Here is a 21,576-nt window from a genome sequence, read left to right on the forward strand (position 1 = left end):
CTCCGTAGCGGGCACCATCGTACCCGCTACGGAGCGCAGGATAAACCGTCGCCTTTCCGCTCGATTAGCCGACTCGCAGGGTCTGGCCGAACTGCGAGCCCGGGAAGCGGTTCCCGTTCTTCTCGAGGAAGTGCGAGAGGCCGCCCAGGTATTCGGTGGTGGTCCCCTGGTCGATCAGGATGACCTTGGTGGCGATGTCGCGCAGGAAGTGGCGGTCGTGCGAGACGAAGACCAGGGTCCCCTCGAAGGTCTTGAGGGCCTCGAGCAGGATCTCGCGGGTGCGCATGTCGAGGTGGTTGGTCGGCTCGTCCAGGATGAGGAAGTTGACCGGATTCGCGATGATGCGGGCGAGCACCAGGCGGGTCTTCTCGCCGCCCGAGAGCACCGAGACCTTCTTCTCCACGTCGTCGCCGCTGAAGAGCAGCGAGCCCAGGATGTTCTGGATGCTCGAGCGCGAGGTGGTAGGCGCCGCCTCCTGGACCGTCTCATAAACGGTCTTGTTGCCGTCGAGGATCTCGGTCTGGTGCTGGGCGAAGTAAGCGGGCAAGAGGCTCGCCCCCAGCTTCACCTCGCCCTCGTCGGGCGTGAGCTGGTCGGCGATCATCTTGAGCAGGGTGGACTTCCCGGCGCCGTTGACGCCGAGGAGCGCCACGCGCTCCAGGCGCTTGACCTCGAAGCCCGCGTTCTTGAGCACCGTCTTGTCGCCGTAGGCCTTGCCGACGCCCGAGACCGAGACGACCTGCTCGCCGCTGCGGGGGCAAGCGGGCCACTGGAAGTCGACGGCGCGCAGCTCCTTGGGCACCTCGATGCGGTCCATCTTCTCGATCATCTTGACCCGGCTCTGCACCTGGGCCGCGTGCGAGGCGCGGGCCTTGAAGCGGGCGATGAACTCCTCTTCCTTCTCGAGGGCCTTCTCCTGGCGCTTGGCGGCGGCCTCCAGGTTGGTGAGGCGCTGGGCGGCCTCGGCCTCGTAGAAGTCGAAGTTGCCCGAGTAGACGCTGATGCCGCCGTACTCGACCGCCACGATCTTCTTGACCAGGCGGTTCATGAAGTCGCGGTCGTGCGAGGTCATGAAGATGGCGCCCTTGAAGCGATCAAGGAACTCCTCGAGCCAGATGATCGACTCCACGTCCAGGTGGTTGGTAGGCTCGTCCATCACCAGGGCGTCGGGGTTCTGCAGGAGGACCTTGGCGAGCTCGATACGCATGCGCCAGCCGCCCGAGAAGCTCGCGACCTGGCGCTGCTGCTCTTCGGCGGAAAAGCCGAGGCCGCTCAGGATCTCCTGGGCGCGCTGCTCCAGGTCGTAGCCGCCGAGGGCCTCGAAGGCGCTCTGGGCTTCACCCAGCTCCTCGAGCACCTTGTCCATGTCCTCGAGATCCGGGTCGGAGAGCTTGTTGGAGAGCTCCTCGATCAGGGCGCCGAGGCGATGGGCCTCGCCGCAGCCGGCGAGCGCCGCCTCGAGCACGCTCATCTCGACCACCCCGGCGGGATTCTGGGAGAAGTAGCCGATGGTGAAGCGCTCGGGAACGGTGATCGAGCCCTCGTCCGGGCTCTCTTCGCGCATGATCATGCGGAAGAGGGTCGTCTTGCCGGCGCCGTTGGGGCCGACCAGACCCACCCGCTCGCCGGGGTTGATCTGGAAGCTGGCGTCCTTGAACAGGAACTTCTTGCTCTGGAACTTGGAAACCGAATTGAACGCGATCATGAACCCTCTGCTCTCGCCCTTCTCAAACGTCTGGCCATTGCACAGCCTGGTATTCTACCACGAATGGCTCCCCATCCGGCTTTGCTGGTAGAATAAGAGCTTATTCGCCCCATCCACTTGCCCCCCAAAAACCACCCCCGCCAACCGGGGGAGAAACAGCGGAGTCTACGTGGTCACCAACGAGCAGAGCGTCGCCGGGCCGGCGGCCGAGCAACAGGGCTTCCTCCACCAGGTCAAATCCTTCGGTCGCCCCTTCTGGGCCGCCAACGTCATGGAGCTCATCGAACGCTGGGCGTACTACGGCGTGCGCGCCGTGCTGTCGCTCTACATCGTGGATGCGGTCGCCAACGGCGGCCTCGAGTTCACCCACGTCCAGAAGGGCAGCATCTACGCCGCCTGGGCGATGGTCCAATCCCTGCTGCCGCTCTTCACCGGGGGCTACGCCGATCGCTACGGCTACAAGGGCACGGTGGCCTTCTCGATCCTCATCAAGATCGTGGGCTACCTCCTGATGGCGACCCAGCACAGCTACGGGGGCTTCTTCCTCGGCTGCATGCTGCTGGCGACCGGGACCGCGGTCTTCAAGCCCGGCGTCCAGGGCATCATCGCCAACGCCAACCTGGGCAACAAGGCCTCCGTCGCATGGGGCATCTTCTACGCCATGGTTAACGTGGGCGGCTTCATCGGGCCGTGGGCCGCGGGCTACCTGCGCATGATGAGCTGGGCGCACGTCTTCTATGCCAACGCCGCGCTGGTCGCGCTCAACTTCATCATCCTCTTGATGTTCAAGGAGCCCGAACGGCCGGCCTTCGAGGGCAAGCGCCCCTCGCCCGTCACCGAGTTCGTCGGCATCCTCTTCTCGTCGGTCAAGAACGTCTTCGAGCCCCGGCTTGCGGCCTTCCTGGTGCTGTTCTCGGGCTACTGGCTGATGTTCAACCAGCTCTTCGACCTGCTGCCCAACTTCATCGACGACTGGGTCGACACCTCGGGCACGCTCGCCTGGCTGGGCAAAACGCTTGGAAATCCGACCATGCTCCAGAACGGTCTGGCGGGCGGCCAGATCCAGCCCGAGTGGATGATCAACATCGACGCCGGGGCCATCGTCTTCCTGATGGTGCCGATCGCCGCCCTCTTCAGCCGCATGAAGCCCATCCACTCGATCATCCTGGGGATCCTGGTCTCGACCATCGGCATCGTGCTCTCGGGCTCGACCATGGTCGGCGCCTACTGCATGCTCGGCATCTTCATCTTCGCCATCGGCGAGATGATGGCGAGCCCCAAGAAGCTCGAGTACCTGGCGGCCATCGCCCCCAAGGACAAGATGGGCCTCTACATGGGCTACGCCAACGTCCCCAACGCCATCGGCTGGGGTATCGGCAGCTCGCTGGGCGGCCACATGTACCAGACCTACGCCGACAAGACCACCCTCGCCAAGGCCTACATGGCCGACAAGCTCCACATGACCCCCGAGGCGATCGCCGCCATCCCCAAGAACCAGGTGATGGAGACGCTCGCGGCCCAGCTCGGCCAGACCCCGCGTCAGGTCACCGAGATGCTCTTCGCCATGCACCACCCCGAGCACATCTGGCTCGTCTTCGGCGCCATCGGGATCGCCTCGATGGTGGGCCTCATCGCCTACAACGCTGTCGTCACCCGTCTGCCCAAGCCCGCGACCGTCTAGTGCCATGAAACGCCACGTCCTCCTCGGAACCCTCGCGCTCTCACTGATCCTGCCCACGCTTCCGGCGTGGGCGGGCATCGGCACCGAGATCTACGACACGCGCGGCAAGCTCATCACGGTAGTGCGCGGCAAGGAGCGGCGCCTCTACGTGCGACTCGCCGACATCCCCAAGGTGACCCGCGACGCGGTGCTCGCCATCGAAGATGCGCGCTTCTACGAGCACAACGGGGTCGACCTCCAGGGCATCGCGCGCGCGATCTGGACCGACATCCGCCGCGGCGGCAAGGTCGCCGGCGGCAGCACCATCACCCAGCAGCTGGTCAAGAACAAGTACCTGAGCTCCGAGAAGACCTTCCAGCGCAAGATCGACGAGGCGCGCCTCGCCCTCGAGATGGAGCGGAAGTACTCCAAGGACCAGATCCTCGAGATGTACCTCAACGAGGTCTACTGGGGCCACGGGGCCTACGGCATCGAAGCCGCGGCCCAGACCTACTTCGGCCACTCGGCCCGGACCCTCAACCTGCAAGAGTCGGCCCTCTTGGCCGCCCTGCTCAAGGCCCCCGAGCACTACAGCCCCTACCGGGACAAGAAGGACGGCATGGCCCGCCAGCGGGTCGTGCTGGACCGCATGGCCGAGGTGGGCTTCATCACCGAGGTCCAGGCGGAGAAGGCCAAGAAGGCTCAGCTCAAGATGCCCGGAACGCCCGGCAACGGCTACAAAGCCTCCTACTTCACCTCGTACCTGGTCGGCGAGCTCATCGAGCGCTACGGTGCGGACGTGGTGCTCAGGGGTGACCTGAAGATCCAGACCACCCTGGACCTGGCCACCCAGGAGGCCGCCGAGAAGCTCGTCACGCAGCTGGTCGCCAAGCACGGCAAGCGCTTCCGCTTCGACCAGGCGGCGCTGGTTGCGATCAACCCCCACACCGGGGGCATCCTCGCCATGGTCGGCGGCGCGGACTTCCGCAAGAGCGAGTACAACCGCGCGGTGCTCGCTCACCGTCAGCCGGGCTCCACCTTCAAGCCCTTCGTCTTCCTGACGGCGTTCGCTCAGGGCATCCCCGACACCCTGATCATGAACGACACGCCCGTCACCTACCCCGGCGTCAACGGGAAACCCTGGACGCCCGGCAACTACCACGACGCCAAGGAAGGCACCATGACCCTGCGCCGGGCCCTGGAGCTCTCCAACAACGTCATCACCGTCAAGCTGCTGGATCGCGTCGGCCCCCAGGCCGCCATCGAGACTGCCCGCAAGCTCGGCATCAAGAGCCCCATGCAGCCGACCCTCTCCCTGGGCCTCGGCTCCTACGAGGTGACGCCGCTGGAGCTGGCCTCCGCCTACGGGGTGTTCGCCGCCAACGGCGTGCGCAACGAGCCGATCGCCTACTGGAACGTGCGGGACGCGAGCGGCCGCTACCTCGAAACCCATCGCCCCGCCCCGCAACGGGTCTTCGAAGAGGAGCCGGTCAAGCTGCTCAACGACGTGCTGCGCGGGGTCGTCACCCGCGGCACCGGCACCACCGCCAACGCAGGGCGGCCGATCGCCGGCAAGACCGGTACCACCAACGACTCGCGCGACGCGTGGTTCGTCGGCTACACCCCTCAGATGGTGGTGGCCCTGTGGGTGGGCAACGACGACAACAGCAAGATGGCTCGCAACGCCACCGGCGGCGTCGTCGCAGCCCCCACCTGGGGCCAGTTCGTCAAGGCGGCCCTCAAGAACGTGCCCGTCACGAACTTCGCGCCCCCCACGGGCCTGGCCCGCGACGCCGCCGTGGCTACCGGCTCGAACGCCACGGGCTCGAACGCCGCGCGCGCGCTGCCCAACGCCGTCCCGACGGCCGCCCCGATGGATGCCATCGACGAGCCGTCGCCGGCATCGACCGGCAGCGAGACGAGGCGCTAGGCCATGATCCAGCGCCCGTACCTCGCCTGTGCCGTTCACCTGACGAGCACCCCCGACCTGGAGGCGAACCTGGCCCAGGCCGAGGCCCTGGTCGCCAAGGCCGCCGCGCGCGGCGCGGAGCTCGTCGGGCTGCCCGAGAACTTCCCCCAGATCGGCGAGACCCAGGAAGAGGTCGCGCGCCAGGTCGAAACGACCCACCCGCGCGCCGAGGCCTGGCTCAAGGACCAGGCGCGTCGTCACCGGATCGTGCTGTACGGCGGGATCCTGGAGCCCGCGCCCTCGGGCAAGGTCTACAACACCCTGGTGGTGGCAGGCAAGGACGGCGAGGTGCTCGCTCGTTACCGCAAGCGCCACCTGTTCGACGTGGCCTTCGGAGGGCGCAACACCTTCCAGGAGTCGGCGAGCGTCGAGCCGGGCGATGACGCGGTGGTCGCGGACCTGGGCGAGCTCGGACGTCTGGGCCTCTCGATCTGCTACGACCTGCGCTTTCCCGAGCACTACCGGGCGCTGGTCGACCAAGGGGCCGACCTCTTGACGGTGCCCGCGGCCTTCTTGCCCATGACGGGCAAGGACCACTGGCATGCGCTCCTGCGCGCCCGGGCCATCGAGAACACCTGCTACCTGCTCGCCCCTGCTCAGGGGGGGCAGCACAACGCCCGGCGCGAGTCCTACGGACATGCCGTGGCGATCGATCCGTGGGGATGCGTGCTCGCGGACACCGGAAACCGGCCGGGTCTTGCGATCGCCGAGATCGATCCTGCGCGCCTGGCCGAGGTCCGGGCGCAACTTCCCTGTCTGCGCCATCGGCGCGTGTGAAACTTTGTTTACCGAGCGGGCATTGTCGTCCGCGCGGGGTATGAAAGGATGAACGGCGTCGGTGGCCGGCGCCGGCCCCACGCGGGGGCTAGACGGAGGCATTCGTGCGGAGATTCGGGTATCGGGGAACGGGGACACTTCGGCTGGACTTGCCGAACCCCACGGACGTGCAGGTGCTGGTCGAGGCGCCCGGTGTGGCGAGCCACGAGCGGCTCTACATGGCCTCGAACGTCAACGGCTGGAACCCCCGCAACGATCGCTACGCGCTGCGCCGGATGCCTGATGGTCGCTTCGAGATCCGCCAGCTGCTCGCGCCGGGCAGCCACTTCGAGTTCAAGATCACCCGCGGCGGCTGGGACCGCGTCGAGGTTGCCGCTGACGGCAGCGACCTGCCCAACCACACCCACAAGGTGACGGGCCAGATCATGCGGCTCGAGGTCAAGGTCGCCGACTGGCAGGACCACCACCCTCGCGCCCCCAAGCCCCGGACCACCGTGGGCGACGTGCGATCGCTGGGCGAGTTCACCATCCACACCCTCAACCGCCGCCGCGAGGTGCTGGTCTACCTGCCGCCGCGTTACGAGTTCGAGACCGACCGGCGCTATCCGGTCATGTACATGTGGGACGGCCAGAACCTCTTCGACGAGTCGACCGCCTTCTCGGGCGAGTGGCACGTGGACGAGATCCTCGAGGCGATGATCCCCAAGGGGCACCTGCCCCCCATGATCGTCGTGGCCATCTACAACGGCCAGGAACACCGCCTCAGCGAGCAATCGCCCTGGTCCGCGCCTCACTTCGACGTGGTCGGCGAGGGCGACGCCTTTTTGGACTGGGTGGCCTACGACCTCAAGCACCGCATCGACCGCGGCTTCAGGACCCTGACCGATCCGGCCAACACGGGGGTCGGCGGCTCCTCCATGGGCGGGCTGACCTCCCTGTACGCCGGCTTCAAGTACTCCCACGTCTTCGGCAAGGTCCTGGCCATGTCGAGCGCCCTGTGGTTCGCCGACAAGCAGATCTTCCCCTACGTGCGCAGCCAGCCCAAGCCCCACGGCAGTCGCTTCTACGTGGACTGCGGCCGCTTCGAGGGCCTTCGGCGCTCCCAGCTCAGCTTCCTGCGCCAGAACCAGGAGATGGCCCAGCTCCTGCGCGACAAGGGCTTCTCGGACGGACACGACCTGATGTTCGTCGAGGACCCCAACGGCACCCACAGCGAGCATGACTGGGCCCGCCGCCTGCCGCAGGCCATGCGCTTCCTCTGGCAATAGAAAACGGGTCCCGGTGCTCAAAATCGGCTCGCTCCAGCTCGAAAGCCTCGCGATGCTCGCGCCCATGGCGGGGGTCTGCGACAGCCCGTTCAAGCGGGTGGTCCGTCACTTCGACACCAAGAGCCTGCTTTCGACCGAGATCGTCAACAGCGACGCCCTCCTGGTGGGCAACCGCGAGATGCTCGAGCGCATCCGCCTGCACCCCGAGGAGAGCCCTGCGGCGCTCCAGATCGCAGGCCACGCCCCCGAGCCGCTCGCTCGCGCCGCCGAGATCGCCCAGGAAGCGGGCGCGGACCTGATCGACATCAACTGTGGCTGCCCTTCGCCCCAGCTGGTCAAGAGCGGGAACGGCGCGGCCCTCATGAAGGATCCGACCAGGGTCGCCGCCCTCTACTCGGCCGTCCGCAAGGTCACCCGGGTCCCCATGACCGTCAAGATGCGCCTGGGCTGGGACGTGGACGCGCTCACCGTGTTCGAGATCGCCAAGATCGCCCAGGAGTGCGGCGCGGACGCCGTCTGGATCCATGGCCGCACCGCCGTGCAGCAGTACTCGGGCACCGCCGACTGGGACCTGATCGGCGAGGTCAAGCGCACGCTGCGGATCCCGGTCATCGGCAACGGGGATATCTTCACCCCCGAGGACGCCAAGGAGCGCATGGCGCGCTCCGGCGTGGATGCGGTCGCCATGGGCCGCGGGGCCATGGGCAACCCCTGGATCTTCCGGCGGGTGGACCACTACCTGCGCACGGGCGAACTGCTGACCGAGCCCACCCTCGCTGAGCGTATCGCCACCGCCAGGCTCCAGTGCCAGTACCTGATCGAGGAGATCGGCGAGCGGCGCGGCGTGCTCGAATGCCGCAAGCACGTGGCCTGGTACACCAAGGGCCTGCCCGATACCGCCGACCTGAAGCGCGCGGTCAACGCCTCCCAGAGCGCCCAAGAGGTCTACGACGCCCTCGCGCGCTACCTCTCGGCGCAGCCTAACCCGGAAGCTCTGCCCGATGCGGCGAACGTGGGCAAACTCGTCGACGCGAAGTGGCAGCGGTATCAGTAGATTAGGCCAAAACGCCGAAAAACGTCATCTTCACTTCACCCCCCGCGTCATATACGCCTCAGGAAGCGGTGGTATAAGATGCTGGTAACCTGGCGAGAAAGGGGTCCTATGTGCCGACGCCTATTTCATCCAATCTGCGCGGCGTAAGGACTGCGATCGCGCTGCTCACCGGAGCCCTGCTCTGCGCGACGGCTGCGCCCGCACGGGGGCAGGGCTACTTCGGTGAGCTGACCCCGGACGAGCAGAGCAAGGTCGATCACGGCGAGATCATCGTCAAGGTCGAGAAGACCGAGGCCCCGCTCAAGCGCTTCATGGTCGTGGGTCGCTTCGAGTCGAGCGCCGCCGACGTCTTTCGCGTCTTCACCGACTACGACCACTACGCCGAGATCTTCAACATCAAGGACACCAAGGTCCTCAACCGGGTCGGCAACGTCCTGAACATCCGTGCCGCCTTCCAACTGCCCTGGCCCATCGGCGAAAAGTGGCTCATCAACGAGACCCGGCTCCAACCCGAGCGCTACTCGTTCGTCTACAAGCGCACCGAGGGCAACATCGTCGAGTACGCGGGCAGCCTCCGCATCGTCCCCAAGGGTCCGCAGGCCTGCGAAGCCTACTACGTGGCCAAGACCGATCCGGGCATCCCCGGGTTGCCCGCGTGGCTCCTCAACCGCTTCCAAGAAAGCATGCTCCCGAGCTCCATCCAGAGCGTCCGCGACCACCTCAAGCGCCAGAAGAAAGCCTCCTGAACGCCATGCCCTACCAACCCGTCCTCGCCACCCTTGGCTACATCCTCTCCCCCGATGGCCGCTCGGCCCTCATGATTCACCGCAACGCCCGCCCCGACGACCACCACTACGGCAAGTACAACGGGCTGGGCGGCAAGCTCGAGCCCGACGAGTCGATCGTCGAGGGCCTTGCCCGCGAGCTACACGAGGAGGCCGGGATCACGATCGAGCGCCCGGTGCTGCGCGGCACCATCAGCTGGCCCGGCTTCGGCAAGCACGGCGAGGCCTGGTTCGGCTTCATCTTCCGGATCGACGCCTGGAGCGGCACCCCGCACGCCGCCAACCCGGAAGGCAGCCTCGAATGGGTGCCCATCGAGCAAATCCTGTCGGGGACGCTCAACCTATGGGAGGGCGATCGCCACTTCTTGAAGCTGGTCTTCGACGACGACCAGCGGGCCTTCCACGGGGTCATGCCCTACGCGGACGGGCGTCCCGTCTCCTGGAGCTTCCAGCGGGCCTAATTCAAAGCGAAATCGCCCCCGGCGCGTGCCGGGGGCGATTTCGTGCTTTCAGCGAGTAGAAGCTTACTTCTTGCTCTCGACCGCGTCCTTGACGGCCTTGCCGGCCGACCAGGCGGGAACGCGCTTGGCGTCGATCTTGAGGGTCTCGCCGGTCTTGGGGTTGCGGCCCTCGCGAGCGGCGCGGTCGCGCACTTCGAAGGTGCCGAAGCCAACCAGGGTGACCTTGTCACCGGCGGCGAGCGCCTTGGTGATCGAGGTGACGGTGGCGTTGAGGGCCTGCTCGGCGACGGCCTTGCTCAGGTTCGCTTCCTTGGCGATAGCGCTGACGAGTTCTTCTTTGTTCATGGGGTTCTCCAATGGGTGGGGGGAAAAGTAAGGTTCGCAAGGATGTTCTAACATCGGGATCGGCGCGAAACGGTGACGCATGCACTTATCCCCAGCCCTGCGAGCCAGCTTGAAGCCATTCTCCTATGAAAGCATGGCTTGGATCGAAATCAAAGCCCCCAATCGGCGCCGATCTTGGCCACAAACTCGGGGCGATCGACGTAGGGGTTGCGGTTCTGCTGGACTGCATAGACCGCATCGTTGCGCGAGCGCTCGGCGGCATCGACCGGGTCCTGCTGGTGCCACTTGAGGATGACGGGCAGCTCGACGCGGAAGTTATCGACCGAGATGGTGATGGCCGAGGGTTTCACGCCGTAGCAGGTGTAGAAGTAGAGCAGGGCGCGGGCCACGTTGCCACGCTCGCTGGCGCGGGGCTCCCAGACGGTGGCGCCGTTGGCGTTGACGCCGAGGCGGCTCTGCTGACCACGCTCGTCCGCCTCGGGCGTGACGTAGCTGGGGGTCAGGACCTCGCCGAAGGGGTAGCTGCCGCGGCGGGAATTGACTTCCATGTCGGCGGGGAAGAGGTGGTGCAGGTCGGCCTTGGCGGCGTTGACGGCACCCTTGCTCTGAGGCCAGGTGTGCTCGGTGTTCATGTCCTTGTCGCTGGCCGTTCCGCGGCTGTAGATGCCCGAGCGGCGCGTGCCGTCGTAGACGCCAACGACCACGTCGTCGTTGTCCGGGTCGTCCACCGTGGCGAACATGACGTCGCGGCCCTGGTCATAGCCCAGATCCTTGTGGGGGACGACGATGGCGTGCAGCGCCGCCAGGAGCTCCTTGCCTTGGGCCGTTTCGGCCTTGGCGTAGTAGCCGGTGGGGATCCCGCTCGCGCGGAGCTTGTTCCCGCTCGCGCCACCGACCGTCTGCTGGCCGGAAGGAAGGGCGCAACCGACAAGTACGGTCGCAAGCCCGAGGGCAATCAGGACGGTCTTCTTGAGCATAGCTCTCTCCTCGTCTTTGAGGTTAGTGACGGCTTAACTAAAGGCTAACATACCCAAAAACTTCAGATTAACTAACATGGGTCGAAAAATCCCCTGCTTGTGCTGCGATCGGCGATCAAAAGCTTTTTCTCGTACGCTATGTCGTTTTTGAATCAAAAGCACCACCGAGCGTCATCTTCAGGAGACGGGAGCTTAGTTGAAAATTAACTGAAAGCCCTCCGAAAGGCTCGTTTCGATGCTCGCTCGCCGGGAATAATGTTGGACGTGGACGCTTGTTCGCTCGTCCTGCCCGCGACTTCGCAGGCCCCGCCCCCTGCACGAGGAGAGGCTCAACGCATGCTCGAAAAGAAGGTTGAAGCCTGCTCCGGGTGTGCGGCGCCGCTTTCACACCAGGACCTGGGCGGGCGTCTCTTCCTCGGCTTCCCCACCGACCGCAGCCTGCGGCAGGTCCTGCGCCACCTGGAGGGCGAGGGGCACGTCTACCGCCACCTCGAAGAGGCGCACTGCATCTGGCTCGCCGTCGCCCCGGGGCTGCACGGGACCGTGATGGACGCGCTCGACGCGGCCCTGCGCCCTGAGGTCCAGGAGGAAATCCGCGCCCTCTTCCTGACCGGGCACGACGAGCCGGTGCTCTCGGATTTCGCCCGGGTCGCCTCCCTCAAGGAGCTGATCGTCCGCTCCCAGTCGCGCTGGCTGCTGGACCTGCTGCTCCACGAGCGTCTTACCAGCCACTTCCAGCCCATCGTGCATGCGCACGACACCTCCCGCATCTTCGCCCACGAGGCCCTGATGCGCGGGGTCGAGCCGGACGGGCGACTCGTCTTCCCCAATCGCATCCTCGACTTGGCGCGCCGGGCGGATCTCATCGACCAGCTGGACCTGCTCGCCCGGCGTACGGCCATCCGCGAGGCCCGGCGTCACGGCATCGACCGTCACGTCTTCATCAACTTCAACCCGGGGGGCATCGACGACCCCGCCGTCTCCCTGCGCAGCACGATCCAGGCGGTGGACGAGGCCCAGATCCCGCGCGATCGCGTGGTCTTCGAGCTGGTCGAGTCCGACCACACCCGGGATTTGGCCCACCTCAAGGCCATCGTCGCCTACTGGCGCGACGCGGGCTTCAGCGTCGCCCTCGACGACCTGGGGGCGGGCCACTCGACCCTGAATCTCCTCCACCAGCTGCGCCCGGACTACGTCAAGCTGGACATGGCCCTCATCCGCGACGTGCACCTGGACCCTTACAAGGCCCTCATCACCGGCAAGATCCTCGAGATCGCCCAGCAGCTCGACATCCGGACCGTCGCCGAGGGCGTCGAGGTCCCCGAGGAGCTGGAGTGGATCCGTGAGCACGGCGCCACCTTCGTCCAGGGCTACCTGATCGCGAAGCCCGCCCACCCACCGGTTTCTGCGACCCCGCTCATTCCTCACCGCCAGAGCAAGAGCGCCTAGCTATCCCCTCGCGGGCCGAAACCTCTATAATGGAAGCCTTTCCCGTTTCGGCTTCCCTTAAGAGAGGTTTTCCCTTGTCCACCTTCGCAGAACTCGCGATCGCTCCCTTCTTGATCGAGGCGCTCGAGCGCCTGCGGCTCACCGAGCCGACCGAGGTCCAGGCCACCACCATTCCCCTGGTCATGGAGGGCAAGGACGTCCTCATCCAGTCGCAGACCGGCACGGGCAAAACCCTGGCGTTCCTCCTGCCGGTGCTGTCGCGCCTCAACCCCGAGGAGCGCACCGTCCAGGCCATCATCGCCGTGCCCACCCGCGAGCTTGGCATGCAGATCTTCGCCGAGCTCGGCAAGCTCCTGGAAGGCACCCCGCTCATCGCCCAGCAGCTCATCGGCGGGGCCAACGTCCGGCACCAGATCGACCGCCTCAAGAAGAAGCCTCACCTGGTGGTGGGCACCCCGGGCCGCCTCGCGGAGCTGATCAACGACGGCAAGCTCAAGACCCAGGCCACCCGCCTGCTCGTCCTGGACGAGGTCGACCACCTGCTCGATCCCACCTTCAAGACCGACCTCATCCGGGTGCTCAAGTCGGTCTCGCGCGATCGCCAAACCCTCTTCGCCTCGGCGACCATCACCCCCGACGTGCAGGAGGTGGCCGAGCGCTGGATGAAGGAGCCCACCCACGTCCACGTGGAGGCCAGCTACAAGCTGCCCCCCAACCTCCAGCACACGTACATGGAGGTCGAGGGCCACAAGAGCGACGCCCTGCGCAAGCTGATCCACGCGAGCCAGCCCAAGGCCGCTATGGTCTTCGTCAACTCGAGCAAGCAGACCGAAGAGATCGCCGAAAAGCTCAGCTTTAAGGGCCTCAAGGCGGCCGCCCTCCACGGCGGCGCCCGCAAGCAGGACCGCGGCGCCATCCTCAAGGCCTTCCGCGAAGGCCAGATCCAGGTCCTGGTCACCAGCGAGATGGGGGCGCGCGGCCTCGACTTCTCGCACCTGACCCACGTCTTCAACCTGGACCTGCCGACCGATGCCGCCCACTACCTGCACCGCGCTGGCCGCGCGGGCCGCATGGGCCGCGAAGGGATGGTCGTCTCCCTGGTGACCCCGGCCGAGCGCTTCGTCATCGAGAAGCTCGGCAAGGCCCTCGGCCTCACGTTCTCGCCCCTGACCCTCAAGTTCGGGCAGGTGCAGGGCGCCCAAAGCGCTCAGGCTTGACCTGAGCGCTCCGCCCAAGGATACTGACTCTTCCCTGTTTCGCGCGAAGGAGCAACGATGCCTCATCCCTCGAACACCTCCCTGCCCACGCTCTCCTACCGTCTCGGCATGGAGCGGCCCCACACCCACCTGTTCCAGGTGGAGCTGCGGGTTCCCGCCTGGCCGGGCGAGCACGTGGACCTGGCGCTGCCCGCCTGGACTCCCGGCGCCTACAAGATCGTGGACAACGCCCGCAACCTGCGCGGCTTCGAGGTGCGAGGGCTCAATGGCGAGGTCCTGAAATACGATCGCCAGGACCTCCATACCTGGCGGGTCCACCACGGGGGCAACGGCTTTACGGCCCGATACCAGGTCTACGCCGACAAGATGACCATCCACCAGGCGCAGCTCAACGCGCAGCACGCCTTCGTCAACGGCTGCATGGTCTTCCTCTATCCGGTGGGCGGGCAGCATTGCCCGGCGGAGCTCGAAGTCGAGGCCCCCGAAGGCTGGAAGATCGGCACGGGCCTCGAAACCCTGAGCGAGACCCGCTTCAAGGCGCCCACCTACGACGACCTGATCGACTGCCCCCTCGAGATCGGCACCTTCCAGGAAGCCGAGTTCTTCGTGGACGGCACCCCATACCGGATCGTCTGGAACGGCCCGACCCCCATGGACCGGGTGCGGGTGGTGGACGGCCTGCGCAAGCTGATCGAGACCGAGACCGCCTTCTGGGGCAAGGCACCTTACAAGTCCTACACCTTCATCTACAACGTGACGAAGGACGACTATCTCAACGGCCTAGAGCACAAGAACTCGACGGCCATCCAGGGCCCCATCGACCTGGATCGTAACGACAAGGGCTTCTTCGCACTGACCGCCCACGAGCTGTTCCACGTCTGGAACATCAAGCGCCTGCGGCCCATCGGCTTCGGCCCCTTCGACTACTCGCGCCCGGCCCACACCACCGCCCTGTGGGTGGTCGAGGGCCTCACCGAGTACTACACCGACCTCATGTGCCTGCGCGCGGGACTCTCGACCCGATCCGAGTACCTGCGCGGCATCGCCGATAACCTGGTCCACCTCGAACGGTCGCCGGGCCGCCATTTCACCAACCTTGAGCAGGCGAGCTTCATCACCTGGAACTTCGGGGACGACCGCTGGAACGGGGCCGTCAACTACTACCTCAAGGGCTCGCTCGCGGGTCTTGCGCTGGACCTCGAGATCCGCACGCTGACCGACAACATGAAGTCGCTCGACGATGTCATGCGCGTGCTGTGGGAGCGCTACGGCGCGCCTGATTTGCCCTACGACCCCGAAGAGGTCGAGGCGGTCATCGAGGAGGTCGTGGGCCAGCCCATGGGCGCCTTCTTCGACCACCACCTGCGCTCGACGGCCGATACCGACTGGGAAGCGGTCTTCGCCAAGGCCGGTCTCACGCTCTCGGTGGAGCGCGAGACGCCTGCGCTCCAGGCGCGCCTTGCGGCCAAGGAAGGCGGCATGCTGATCGAGGACGTGCGGGCCCAGGGGGCTGCCGAGCATGCGGGCCTGATGACGGGGGATCTGCTGGTCGCCATCGGCGATCGCAAGGCGACCGCCGCCCTGACGGGCAGCCTGGATGCCTACTTCAAGCCCGGCGACACGATCCCCGTCTACTTCTTCCGCAACGATCGGCTGCATGCGACCGAGGTCACCTTCGGGGGCGATCGCCAGTACGCGATCCGCCCCGTGGAAGCGCCCACGCCCTTGCAGGAGCGCATCCTCCAGACGTGGCTCGCGGCGCCCTCCCGCATCCCCACCTACGTGCGCTGATCCAAGTCTCGGCAGAGCGTTGCCTCTGCTTTCCATGGTGTCCTAGGGTAGGCCTCAGGTTCGCACATCACGCCTGACGGCAAGGAGGTTCCATGGACAGCAAGATGGTCAAGCAGCTCGGCTATTTGGCTTTCGGCGCCGGTATCGCTTCGGTCGCAGGCTCGGCGCTCATTTACATGCTCGGCCAACGCGATGAAGTCGAAGGGCGGCGCAACACGGGCACCTTCGTCGGACTGTGGGCCCCGACCTTCTTCGCGATCGCGAGCCTTCTCGATCGGATGGCCGACGAGGACCGCTCCTACATGGGCATCCCCATCGAGCGCAACCTTGCCCAAGAGCTGCGCGAGCGGGGACGCGAGCTTGTCAGACGCTAGCCGCTGAGCCGATCTCCTGAACCTGCGCCCCGACCGATGCGGTCGGGGCGCGCGTTTGAGTGCTAAAATCTCAAGAAAGCCCGCTCAGAAAGGAATTCCATGGCCACCATCGAAACCCTCTCGCCCCAGCTCGCCCAGGAGATCGAGGCCCTGCGCCCCGAGTTCGAGCAAGCGCTCAAGGAGATCGTCGAGATCCCCACCGTCAGCATGGACCCCGCCTGCAACGACGCCATGCGCCAAGGTGCCGAGTGGGCCCTGCGCTTCCTGGACGCCCTCGGCTGCGAGGCGATGCTCTACGAGACCGAGGGCTTCCCGGTCGTCGTCGGCACCCTGCGCCACCCGCGCGCCACGCGCACCCTGACCATTTACAACCACCTGGACGTGCAGCCCGCCAACGAGCCCGAGTGGCAGACCGAGCCGTTCGTCTTCACCAAGCAAGATGATGTGTACCGCGGCCGCGGCACCACCGACGACAAGGGGCCCGCGCTCGCGGCCTACTTCGCCGCCAAGCTCGCCAAGCGGCACGACATCCCCCTCAACCTCCAGTTCGTCTGGGAGTTCGAAGAGGAGATCGGCAGCCCCAATTTCGAGGCCTTCCTCGAAGCCCACAAGGCCGACCTCGAAACCGACTCGGTCCTGGTCTCGGACACCATTTGGATCTCACGCGACAAGCCCGCCGCCCCCCTGGGCCTGCGCGGCCTGGTCGGCTTCCGCCTGCTGCTCGAAACGGGCACCAAGGACGTCCACTCGGGCCTCGCGGGCGGGGCTGCGCGCAACCCCATCGGCGAGCTGTGCCAGCTCATCTCCGAGATCTACGACGCCCGCACCGGCCAGGTGAAGATTCCCGGCTTCTACGACACCGCCCGGCCCGTGACCGAGGCCGAGCGCGCGAGCTTCGTCGCCTCGGGCTTCGACCCCGAGCACTTCAAGGCGGCCCACGGCCTCAAGTGCCTGCGGGTCACCGATCCGGCCGACATCACCGAGCGGATCTGGGCCAAGCCGACCTTCGAGGTCCACGGCATGGTCGGCGGTTACACCGGCCCCGGCATCAAGGCCATCGTGCCCCCGCGCGCCGAGGCCAAGGTCAGCATGCGCCTGGTGCCCGACATGCAGCCGCAGGAAATCTTCGAAAAGGTGGAAGCCTTCGTCAAGGAGCACGCCCCCGACGTGGTCCTCGAACGCGAAGGCGCCCTGGAGCCCTACATGGGCTCCAGCGAAGGCCCCTACGCCGCGGCCATCAAGAGCTCGCTACGCTTCGGCTTCGGCGCGGACCCCGCCTTCGTCCGCGAGGGCGGCTCCATCGGGGCGGTCGTGAGCATGCAGCGGCAGCTGGGCTGCCCCATCATGTTCATCGGCCTCTCGCTGCCCGAGCACGGTTACCACGCCCCCAACGAGCACTTCGACTGGGGCATGGCCCGTGGCGGCATGATGGCCTTCATGCGCTACTTCGAGCAGGTCGCCGCCCTGTAACCATCCCTTCGAAAAAAACTCACCCTATCTTCACGGTAGGGTGAGTTAATTCTTGGCTGTCTGGTCTATAGGAAGGGCATGACCAAACAACGCGGCTTCACCCTCATCGAGGTATCCCTGGCGATCGTCATCGGGATCGTCGTCCTCGCGTCGGCAAGCGCCCTGTACACCCAGGTCCGCGAATCGGCCGGCAACGCCAGGGCTCGCGAGAAGCTCATGCGCATCGCGGGGGTCATCGAGACCTACGCCGCAGAGAACAAGGGATTCTACCCCACCCTCACCCAGTTGCAGAACAAATGGCACTCGACTGCCCCCGACGACCTGGGCTCCAGCCCCTGGGGCGGCCTCTCGGGAAAGCCCGGCAGCTGGCCCGATCCTGAACAGGAGAAGGGGATCATCTCGGCACCGAACTGGCCCGCGACCCCCTGGACCATCGACGCCTCCCGCGACATCGCCCTTCAAGGCTTCACGGGCTATGGCCTCAATTCGCCTGGTGCGAGCCAATCCGCGACCGACATCTACAGCGGGACGACCAAGGTCTACAACCGCTACGTCGTCGGCATCTGGAACTCGCACGGCGAAGGCCCCTTCATGCCGACCGGGCACTAAACGCGCAAAACAACAAAACTTCACTTCCGAGGCCTACTTCTTGAAGAAGAACCCTCGATATTTCGCCACCTGAGCGGGAATGAATTCGGCATGAGCAAGCAAAAAGGCTTTACCCTAATCGAAGTCTCTCTGGCGATCGTGATTGGCGTCATCGTGCTCGCTGGCGCGATCGCGCTTTACAACCAGACCAAAACCTCGACCGGCAACGCCAAGGCGAAGGAAAAGGTCTTGCGCGCAGCAGCCGTGATCGAGAGTATGGCCGCCGAAGGGGGAGGCATCTACCCCAGCCCTAAACCTCTCCAGGATAAGTGGTACGCAGTCGCAGGCGAAGATGCCCTGATGAGCCCTTGGGGAGGCGTCAACGGCAAGGAGGGAACCTGGTGTTTTGGGGTGGCCGGTGTGAAGGGCATCCTTGAGCAAACCACTTGGAAAACCAACCCATGGGACAACTACGCCCTGGGCAATACCGATTACCAAGGAATGCTCGCTTACGGCATCAACACGCCCGGCGCGACCCAGTCGGCGGTCGACTATCTCTCCGGATCGACCAAAACCTTCCACCAGTATGTCGTCGGGGTCATCGACCCCAAAGGGAACGCTCCTCTTTTCCCCGTCGGGAACTAGCGAGTTCATCCAATCCAGACCGCGTGCTAGCATGAGCCCATGCCCACGACCTTCCAGCTCCCGATCCTCGCCTATACCGACGCCATTCGCGATGCCATCCAAGACCATGGCCGCCTGATCCTCTCGGCACCCCCAGGCACCGGCAAGTCGACCCAAGCGCCTCAGATCCTCTTGCCCGAGACCGGCACCGCCATCGTCCTCCAGCCCCGCCGCATCGCGGCGCGCAACCTGGCCATGCGGGTCGCCGCCGAGCGCGGCGAGAGCGTCGGCGAGACGGTCGGCTATCAGGTACGCTTCGAAAAGGCACGCAAGGACACCACCCGCCTCCTCTTCATGACCTACGGCGTCTTCTGGCAGCAACTGCTCCAGGACCCGACGCTCCCAGGCACCTCGCTCGTCATCCTCGATGAATTCCACGAGCGGACCCTCGAAGCCGATGCCTGCCTTGCCTGGCTTCGGCGCTTGCAGCGCACCACCCGGCCGGACCTCTCGCTCGTCGTCATGTCGGCTACCCTCGAAGGCGACGCCCTCTCGGCCTTCCTCGACCACCCACCCTTCATCGAGATCGACGCCAAGCCGCACCCGGTCGACATCTCTTATCAGCCGCCCCAGCCGCAAGAGCCCGTCTGGAATCAGGCGGTGCGGGGCTTCCGCCACCTGCTCGCCAATGGTCTCGACGGCTCGGCCCTCGTCTTCATGCCGGGCGTCCGCGAGATCCGGCGAACGGCTGAAGCCCTTGAGCCCGTCTGTCGCTCGGTAGGCTACCGCGTGCTCGAACTGAGCGGTGCCGAAAGCCCCGAGGCCCAGCAGCGCGCCCTCTCGGCGCCCGCTAACGAGCCCTGCGTCATCGTAGCGACCAACATTGCCGAAACCTCGCTGACCATCCCCGGCGTGACGGCCGTGATCGACTCCGGCCAGTCGCGTCAGGCGGCTTACGACCACGAACGGGACTTGGACACCCTGCACCTGGGCTGGATCAGCCGCCACAGCGCCACCCAGCGCGCGGGCCGCGCGGGCCGCCTCGGGCCGGGCCGCTGCCTCAGACTCTGGGCCAAGAGCCTGGAAAGCAGCATGCCCGAGGCCTTCGCCCCCGAGATCGAACGACTGGACCTCAACCGCCTCGCCCTCAGCTGCGCCGCCCTGCCGGGCACCCCGGAGTGGCTGACACCGCCGCCTGACGAACGCTGGCAGCGCGCCGAAGCCCGGCTCAAGACCCTCAAGGCCCTCGAATCGGGTGGCGGCATCACCCCGCTCGGACGGCGCCTGCTCCGCTACCCGATCCCGCCGGCCCTCGCGCGGGTCCTGCTTGCAAGCCAAGAAGCCGGCTACTCCTCGCTCACCGCCGCCATGATCGCCCTCATCGAAGGGGCAGATCGGCGTAGCCTTTCGGATGAAGGCGACCTGTACCTATTGGGCCTTTCGCTGGTTCGGGAGCCGCAGGGACGCCAGTGGGGCCGCGAGGTGCAGGACACCTATCGCCAGCTCAGGCAGCTCGCCAAGCCCAGTGAAGCGGATGAAGCCGTCTCGATGGCGCGCCATCCCTTCGACTCCAAGGCCGAACAGGAGCGCCGCCGCGCCGTGACGCGCTGCTGGCTTGAAGCTTTTCCCGATCGCTTGGCATTTCGGCAGGACAAGGCCTTCCACCTGGCGGATGGGCGAAAAGGAATGGTCTCGGCGGGCGATCCCAAGGCGCCGCTGCTGCTCGCGCTCGAATTGCACGAGGTCGGTGGCGGCCAGCAGAACCGCCGGGTCAGCATCCCGCTCTACCTGCCGTGCGAGGCCGACTGGATCGACGGCGAAGGCGAGCCGAGCGTCGTCTGCACCTGGGATGCCAATCGCCAGCGGGTGGTGCAAGAGCGCCACTGGATGCTCGGTGGCCTGACCCTTCGCAAGGAGCCACTGCCGCCCGACGAGTGGGACCGCGAGCAGGGCGAAGCGCTGATCGTCGAAAGGCTCGTCAGCGGCGAGGTAAAGCTCGCTAACCTCGATGAGGACGTGGAGCAATTGATCCTGCGGATCCGGCTCGCGGCCAAGACCTGGCCGGACGCCGGCATCCCCGTCCTCGAAGACGAGGATTGGCTGCTGCTCTATCACGAGCTGATTCGCGGCAAGTCGAGCCCCCAGGACGTGAGCAAGGAAGCCATCATCGAATTGCTGCGCGAATACGTGGGCTGGGAAGGCATGTTCCGGATCGATCGGGAGGCGCCGCGCACCTTCAAGCTGCCCTCAGGGCGCAACGCGCGGATCACCTACTTCGAGGACGCCCCGCCGGAGCTGTCCGCCCGGCTCGGGGACATGCTGGGGCTGCAAGGCACCATGCGCCTCTACGAGGAGCGGGTGCAGGTGCTCTTCGACATCCTTGCGCCCAACTATCGAACGGTGCAGAAGACCTTCGACATGAGCGGCTTCTGGGCGAACACCTACCCCGAAGTCAAGAAAGAGCTCAAGCGGCGCTATCCCAAGCACCCTTGGCCGTAGCCCGACGCAGCATCTCGCGGCGCAGGTCGCCAAGCAGGCCCTTCACCGTATCGAGGAAGAAGGACTTGCCGAAGAAGGGCACGTTCATGCGGGGCCGGGCGTTGGCCACGTAGTCCACGCGGGTGCCGCCGGGGATCTTTTCGAGCTGCCAGGAGCCGTAGTACACCTCGAAGTCCTCGCGCGCCGTATCCTCGAAATCGATTCGGCGCTCGGGCTCCTCGTCCACCTGCAAGAGGACTTTCAGGCGCTTGGGGAAGGCGAGGACGTAGACCGTGCTCTCCTGGGCCACCAGGGCCGAGGTGGGCCCCGATCGCTTGATGACTGACGAGCGCATGGAGGGGATGCGCTCTCCAAGCTGGTCGTACCCGCTCAGGACGGACCAGGCAAGCGACGGGGGCGCCGCCACGGTGAAGGAGCCCTTCACCGTGTAGACGCCTCGGCCGTCTTCCGCCACCTGGGCGGTAGGGGTTTCTTCGGGGCCGGCGAATGCGGGCACGCCCGCACCGAGCAGGATCAAGCAGAAGCCAAGGCCCCCGATCAGCGCGTGCGTACTCCGCATCTCA

Annotated in this window: 19 protein-coding genes; 15 read left to right on the top strand and 4 right to left on the bottom strand. The window is 66.1% G+C overall.

The window, feature by feature from the left end; translation table 11 throughout:
* Positions 1-64 precede the first annotated feature (64 nt).
* The gene (locus tag J7643_08985) at positions 65-1,705 is read right to left on the bottom strand and encodes an ABC-F family ATP-binding cassette domain-containing protein (protein MBO9540709.1); all 1,641 of its coding nucleotides are present in this window, start codon (positions 1,703-1,705) and stop codon (positions 65-67) included.
* Between the two features lie 169 nt (positions 1,706-1,874).
* Here J7643_08985 and J7643_08990 point away from each other — a divergent pair, with 169 nt between their 5' ends.
* From J7643_08990 to J7643_09020, 7 genes are all read left to right on the top strand, one after another.
* On the top strand, positions 1,875-3,386 hold the full coding sequence (locus tag J7643_08990; GenBank protein ID MBO9540710.1) for an MFS transporter: 1,512 nt from the start codon (positions 1,875-1,877) through the stop codon (positions 3,384-3,386).
* Between the two features lie 4 nt (positions 3,387-3,390).
* Positions 3,391-5,295 (top strand): PBP1A family penicillin-binding protein, encoded by a 1,905-nt coding sequence (locus tag J7643_08995; GenBank protein ID MBO9540711.1) that lies wholly within the window; start codon positions 3,391-3,393, stop codon positions 5,293-5,295.
* 3 nt (positions 5,296-5,298) lie between these two features.
* On the top strand, positions 5,299-6,111 hold the full coding sequence (locus J7643_09000) for a carbon-nitrogen hydrolase family protein (protein MBO9540712.1): 813 nt from the start codon (positions 5,299-5,301) through the stop codon (positions 6,109-6,111).
* A 104-nt stretch (positions 6,112-6,215) separates the two neighbouring features.
* Entirely contained in the window at positions 6,216-7,379 is a 1,164-nt protein-coding gene (locus J7643_09005) for an alpha/beta hydrolase (protein ID MBO9540713.1), read from the top strand.
* Positions 7,330-8,433 (top strand): tRNA dihydrouridine synthase DusB, encoded by a 1,104-nt coding sequence (gene dusB / locus J7643_09010; protein MBO9540714.1) that lies wholly within the window; start codon positions 7,330-7,332, stop codon positions 8,431-8,433. The genes J7643_09005 and dusB overlap by 50 nt, the downstream gene beginning before the upstream one ends.
* Before the next feature lie 110 nt (positions 8,434-8,543).
* On the top strand, positions 8,544-9,179 hold the full coding sequence (locus J7643_09015) for a hypothetical protein (protein MBO9540715.1): 636 nt from the start codon (positions 8,544-8,546) through the stop codon (positions 9,177-9,179).
* Positions 9,180-9,184: 5 nt separating this feature from the next.
* Positions 9,185-9,679, top strand: coding sequence for an 8-oxo-dGTP diphosphatase (locus tag J7643_09020; protein ID MBO9540716.1), 495 nt, complete (start codon positions 9,185-9,187; stop codon positions 9,677-9,679).
* Positions 9,680-9,742: 63 nt separating this feature from the next.
* On the opposite strand, the gene J7643_09025 is transcribed toward J7643_09020, so the two are convergent.
* Together J7643_09025 and J7643_09030 are read right to left on the bottom strand one after the other, a co-directional pair.
* Positions 9,743-10,024, bottom strand: coding sequence for an HU family DNA-binding protein (locus J7643_09025; protein MBO9540717.1), 282 nt, complete (start codon positions 10,022-10,024; stop codon positions 9,743-9,745).
* Positions 10,025-10,173: 149 nt separating this feature from the next.
* On the bottom strand, positions 10,174-11,001 hold the full coding sequence (locus J7643_09030; protein ID MBO9540718.1) for an endonuclease: 828 nt from the start codon (positions 10,999-11,001) through the stop codon (positions 10,174-10,176).
* A 336-nt stretch (positions 11,002-11,337) separates the two neighbouring features.
* Between J7643_09030 and J7643_09035 the strand changes: the two genes are divergently transcribed.
* The 8 genes from J7643_09035 (at position 11,338) to hrpB (ending at position 21,013) form a co-directional block, all read left to right on the top strand.
* The gene (locus tag J7643_09035) at positions 11,338-12,450 is read left to right on the top strand and encodes an EAL domain-containing protein (GenBank protein MBO9540719.1); all 1,113 of its coding nucleotides are present in this window, start codon (positions 11,338-11,340) and stop codon (positions 12,448-12,450) included.
* 74 nt (positions 12,451-12,524) lie between these two features.
* Positions 12,525-13,667, top strand: a complete 1,143-nt coding sequence (locus tag J7643_09040; GenBank protein ID MBO9540720.1) for a DEAD/DEAH box helicase — start codon at positions 12,525-12,527, stop codon at positions 13,665-13,667.
* Positions 13,668-13,724: 57 nt separating this feature from the next.
* The gene (locus J7643_09045; protein ID MBO9540721.1) at positions 13,725-15,458 is read left to right on the top strand and encodes a M61 family metallopeptidase; all 1,734 of its coding nucleotides are present in this window, start codon (positions 13,725-13,727) and stop codon (positions 15,456-15,458) included.
* Positions 15,459-15,550: 92 nt separating this feature from the next.
* Positions 15,551-15,832 carry a hypothetical protein gene (locus tag J7643_09050; protein ID MBO9540722.1) on the top strand — a complete coding sequence of 94 codons (282 nt, stop codon included), beginning with the start codon at positions 15,551-15,553 and terminating at the stop codon, positions 15,830-15,832.
* Between the two features lie 99 nt (positions 15,833-15,931).
* Entirely contained in the window at positions 15,932-17,302 is a 1,371-nt protein-coding gene (locus J7643_09055; GenBank protein MBO9540723.1) for a M20/M25/M40 family metallo-hydrolase, read from the top strand.
* 78 nt (positions 17,303-17,380) lie between these two features.
* A complete protein-coding gene (locus J7643_09060) occupies positions 17,381-17,911 on the top strand; it encodes a type II secretion system protein (GenBank protein ID MBO9540724.1) in 531 nt (176 codons plus the stop codon).
* Positions 17,912-18,001: 90 nt separating this feature from the next.
* Positions 18,002-18,535 carry a type II secretion system protein gene (locus tag J7643_09065; GenBank protein ID MBO9540725.1) on the top strand — a complete coding sequence of 178 codons (534 nt, stop codon included), beginning with the start codon at positions 18,002-18,004 and terminating at the stop codon, positions 18,533-18,535.
* A 39-nt stretch (positions 18,536-18,574) separates the two neighbouring features.
* Positions 18,575-21,013: an ATP-dependent helicase HrpB gene (gene hrpB / locus J7643_09070; GenBank protein MBO9540726.1), complete on the top strand. Its 2,439-nt coding sequence runs from the start codon at positions 18,575-18,577 to the stop codon at positions 21,011-21,013.
* Here the strand turns inward: hrpB and J7643_09075 are convergent.
* The gene (locus tag J7643_09075) at positions 20,979-21,572 is read right to left on the bottom strand and encodes an SRPBCC family protein (GenBank protein ID MBO9540727.1); all 594 of its coding nucleotides are present in this window, start codon (positions 21,570-21,572) and stop codon (positions 20,979-20,981) included. The two genes, hrpB and J7643_09075, sit on opposite strands and share 35 nt — an antisense overlap.
* Positions 21,573-21,576: the final 4 nt, after the last annotated feature.

It is taken from the genome of bacterium (genome assembly GCA_017744355.1).
GTDB lineage: Bacteria > Cyanobacteriota > Sericytochromatia > S15B-MN24 > UBA4093 > JAGIBK01.

Bases quoted from the DNA above. Each gene is read 5' to 3' on its own strand.
- J7643_08985 (MBO9540709.1), bottom strand. From the start codon at position 1,705: ATGATCGCGTTCAATTCGGTTTCCAAGTTCCAGAGCAAGAAGTTCCTG.
- J7643_08995 (MBO9540711.1), top strand. From the start codon at position 3,391: ATGAAACGCCACGTCCTCCTCGGAACCCTCGCGCTCTCACTGATCCTG.
- J7643_09000 (MBO9540712.1), top strand. From the start codon at position 5,299: ATGATCCAGCGCCCGTACCTCGCCTGTGCCGTTCACCTGACGAGCACC.
- dusB (MBO9540714.1), top strand. From the start codon at position 7,330: ATGACTGGGCCCGCCGCCTGCCGCAGGCCATGCGCTTCCTCTGGCAAT.
- J7643_09020 (MBO9540716.1), top strand. From the start codon at position 9,185: ATGCCCTACCAACCCGTCCTCGCCACCCTTGGCTACATCCTCTCCCCC.
- J7643_09025 (MBO9540717.1), bottom strand. From the start codon at position 10,024: ATGAACAAAGAAGAACTCGTCAGCGCTATCGCCAAGGAAGCGAACCTG.
- J7643_09030 (MBO9540718.1), bottom strand. From the start codon at position 11,001: ATGCTCAAGAAGACCGTCCTGATTGCCCTCGGGCTTGCGACCGTACTT.
- J7643_09035 (MBO9540719.1), top strand. From the start codon at position 11,338: ATGCTCGAAAAGAAGGTTGAAGCCTGCTCCGGGTGTGCGGCGCCGCTT.
- J7643_09045 (MBO9540721.1), top strand. From the start codon at position 13,725: ATGCCTCATCCCTCGAACACCTCCCTGCCCACGCTCTCCTACCGTCTC.
- J7643_09050 (MBO9540722.1), top strand. From the start codon at position 15,551: ATGGACAGCAAGATGGTCAAGCAGCTCGGCTATTTGGCTTTCGGCGCC.
- J7643_09055 (MBO9540723.1), top strand. From the start codon at position 15,932: ATGGCCACCATCGAAACCCTCTCGCCCCAGCTCGCCCAGGAGATCGAG.
- J7643_09060 (MBO9540724.1), top strand. From the start codon at position 17,381: ATGACCAAACAACGCGGCTTCACCCTCATCGAGGTATCCCTGGCGATC.
- J7643_09065 (MBO9540725.1), top strand. From the start codon at position 18,002: ATGAGCAAGCAAAAAGGCTTTACCCTAATCGAAGTCTCTCTGGCGATC.
- hrpB (MBO9540726.1), top strand. From the start codon at position 18,575: ATGCCCACGACCTTCCAGCTCCCGATCCTCGCCTATACCGACGCCATT.
- J7643_09075 (MBO9540727.1), bottom strand. From the start codon at position 21,572: ATGCGGAGTACGCACGCGCTGATCGGGGGCCTTGGCTTCTGCTTGATC.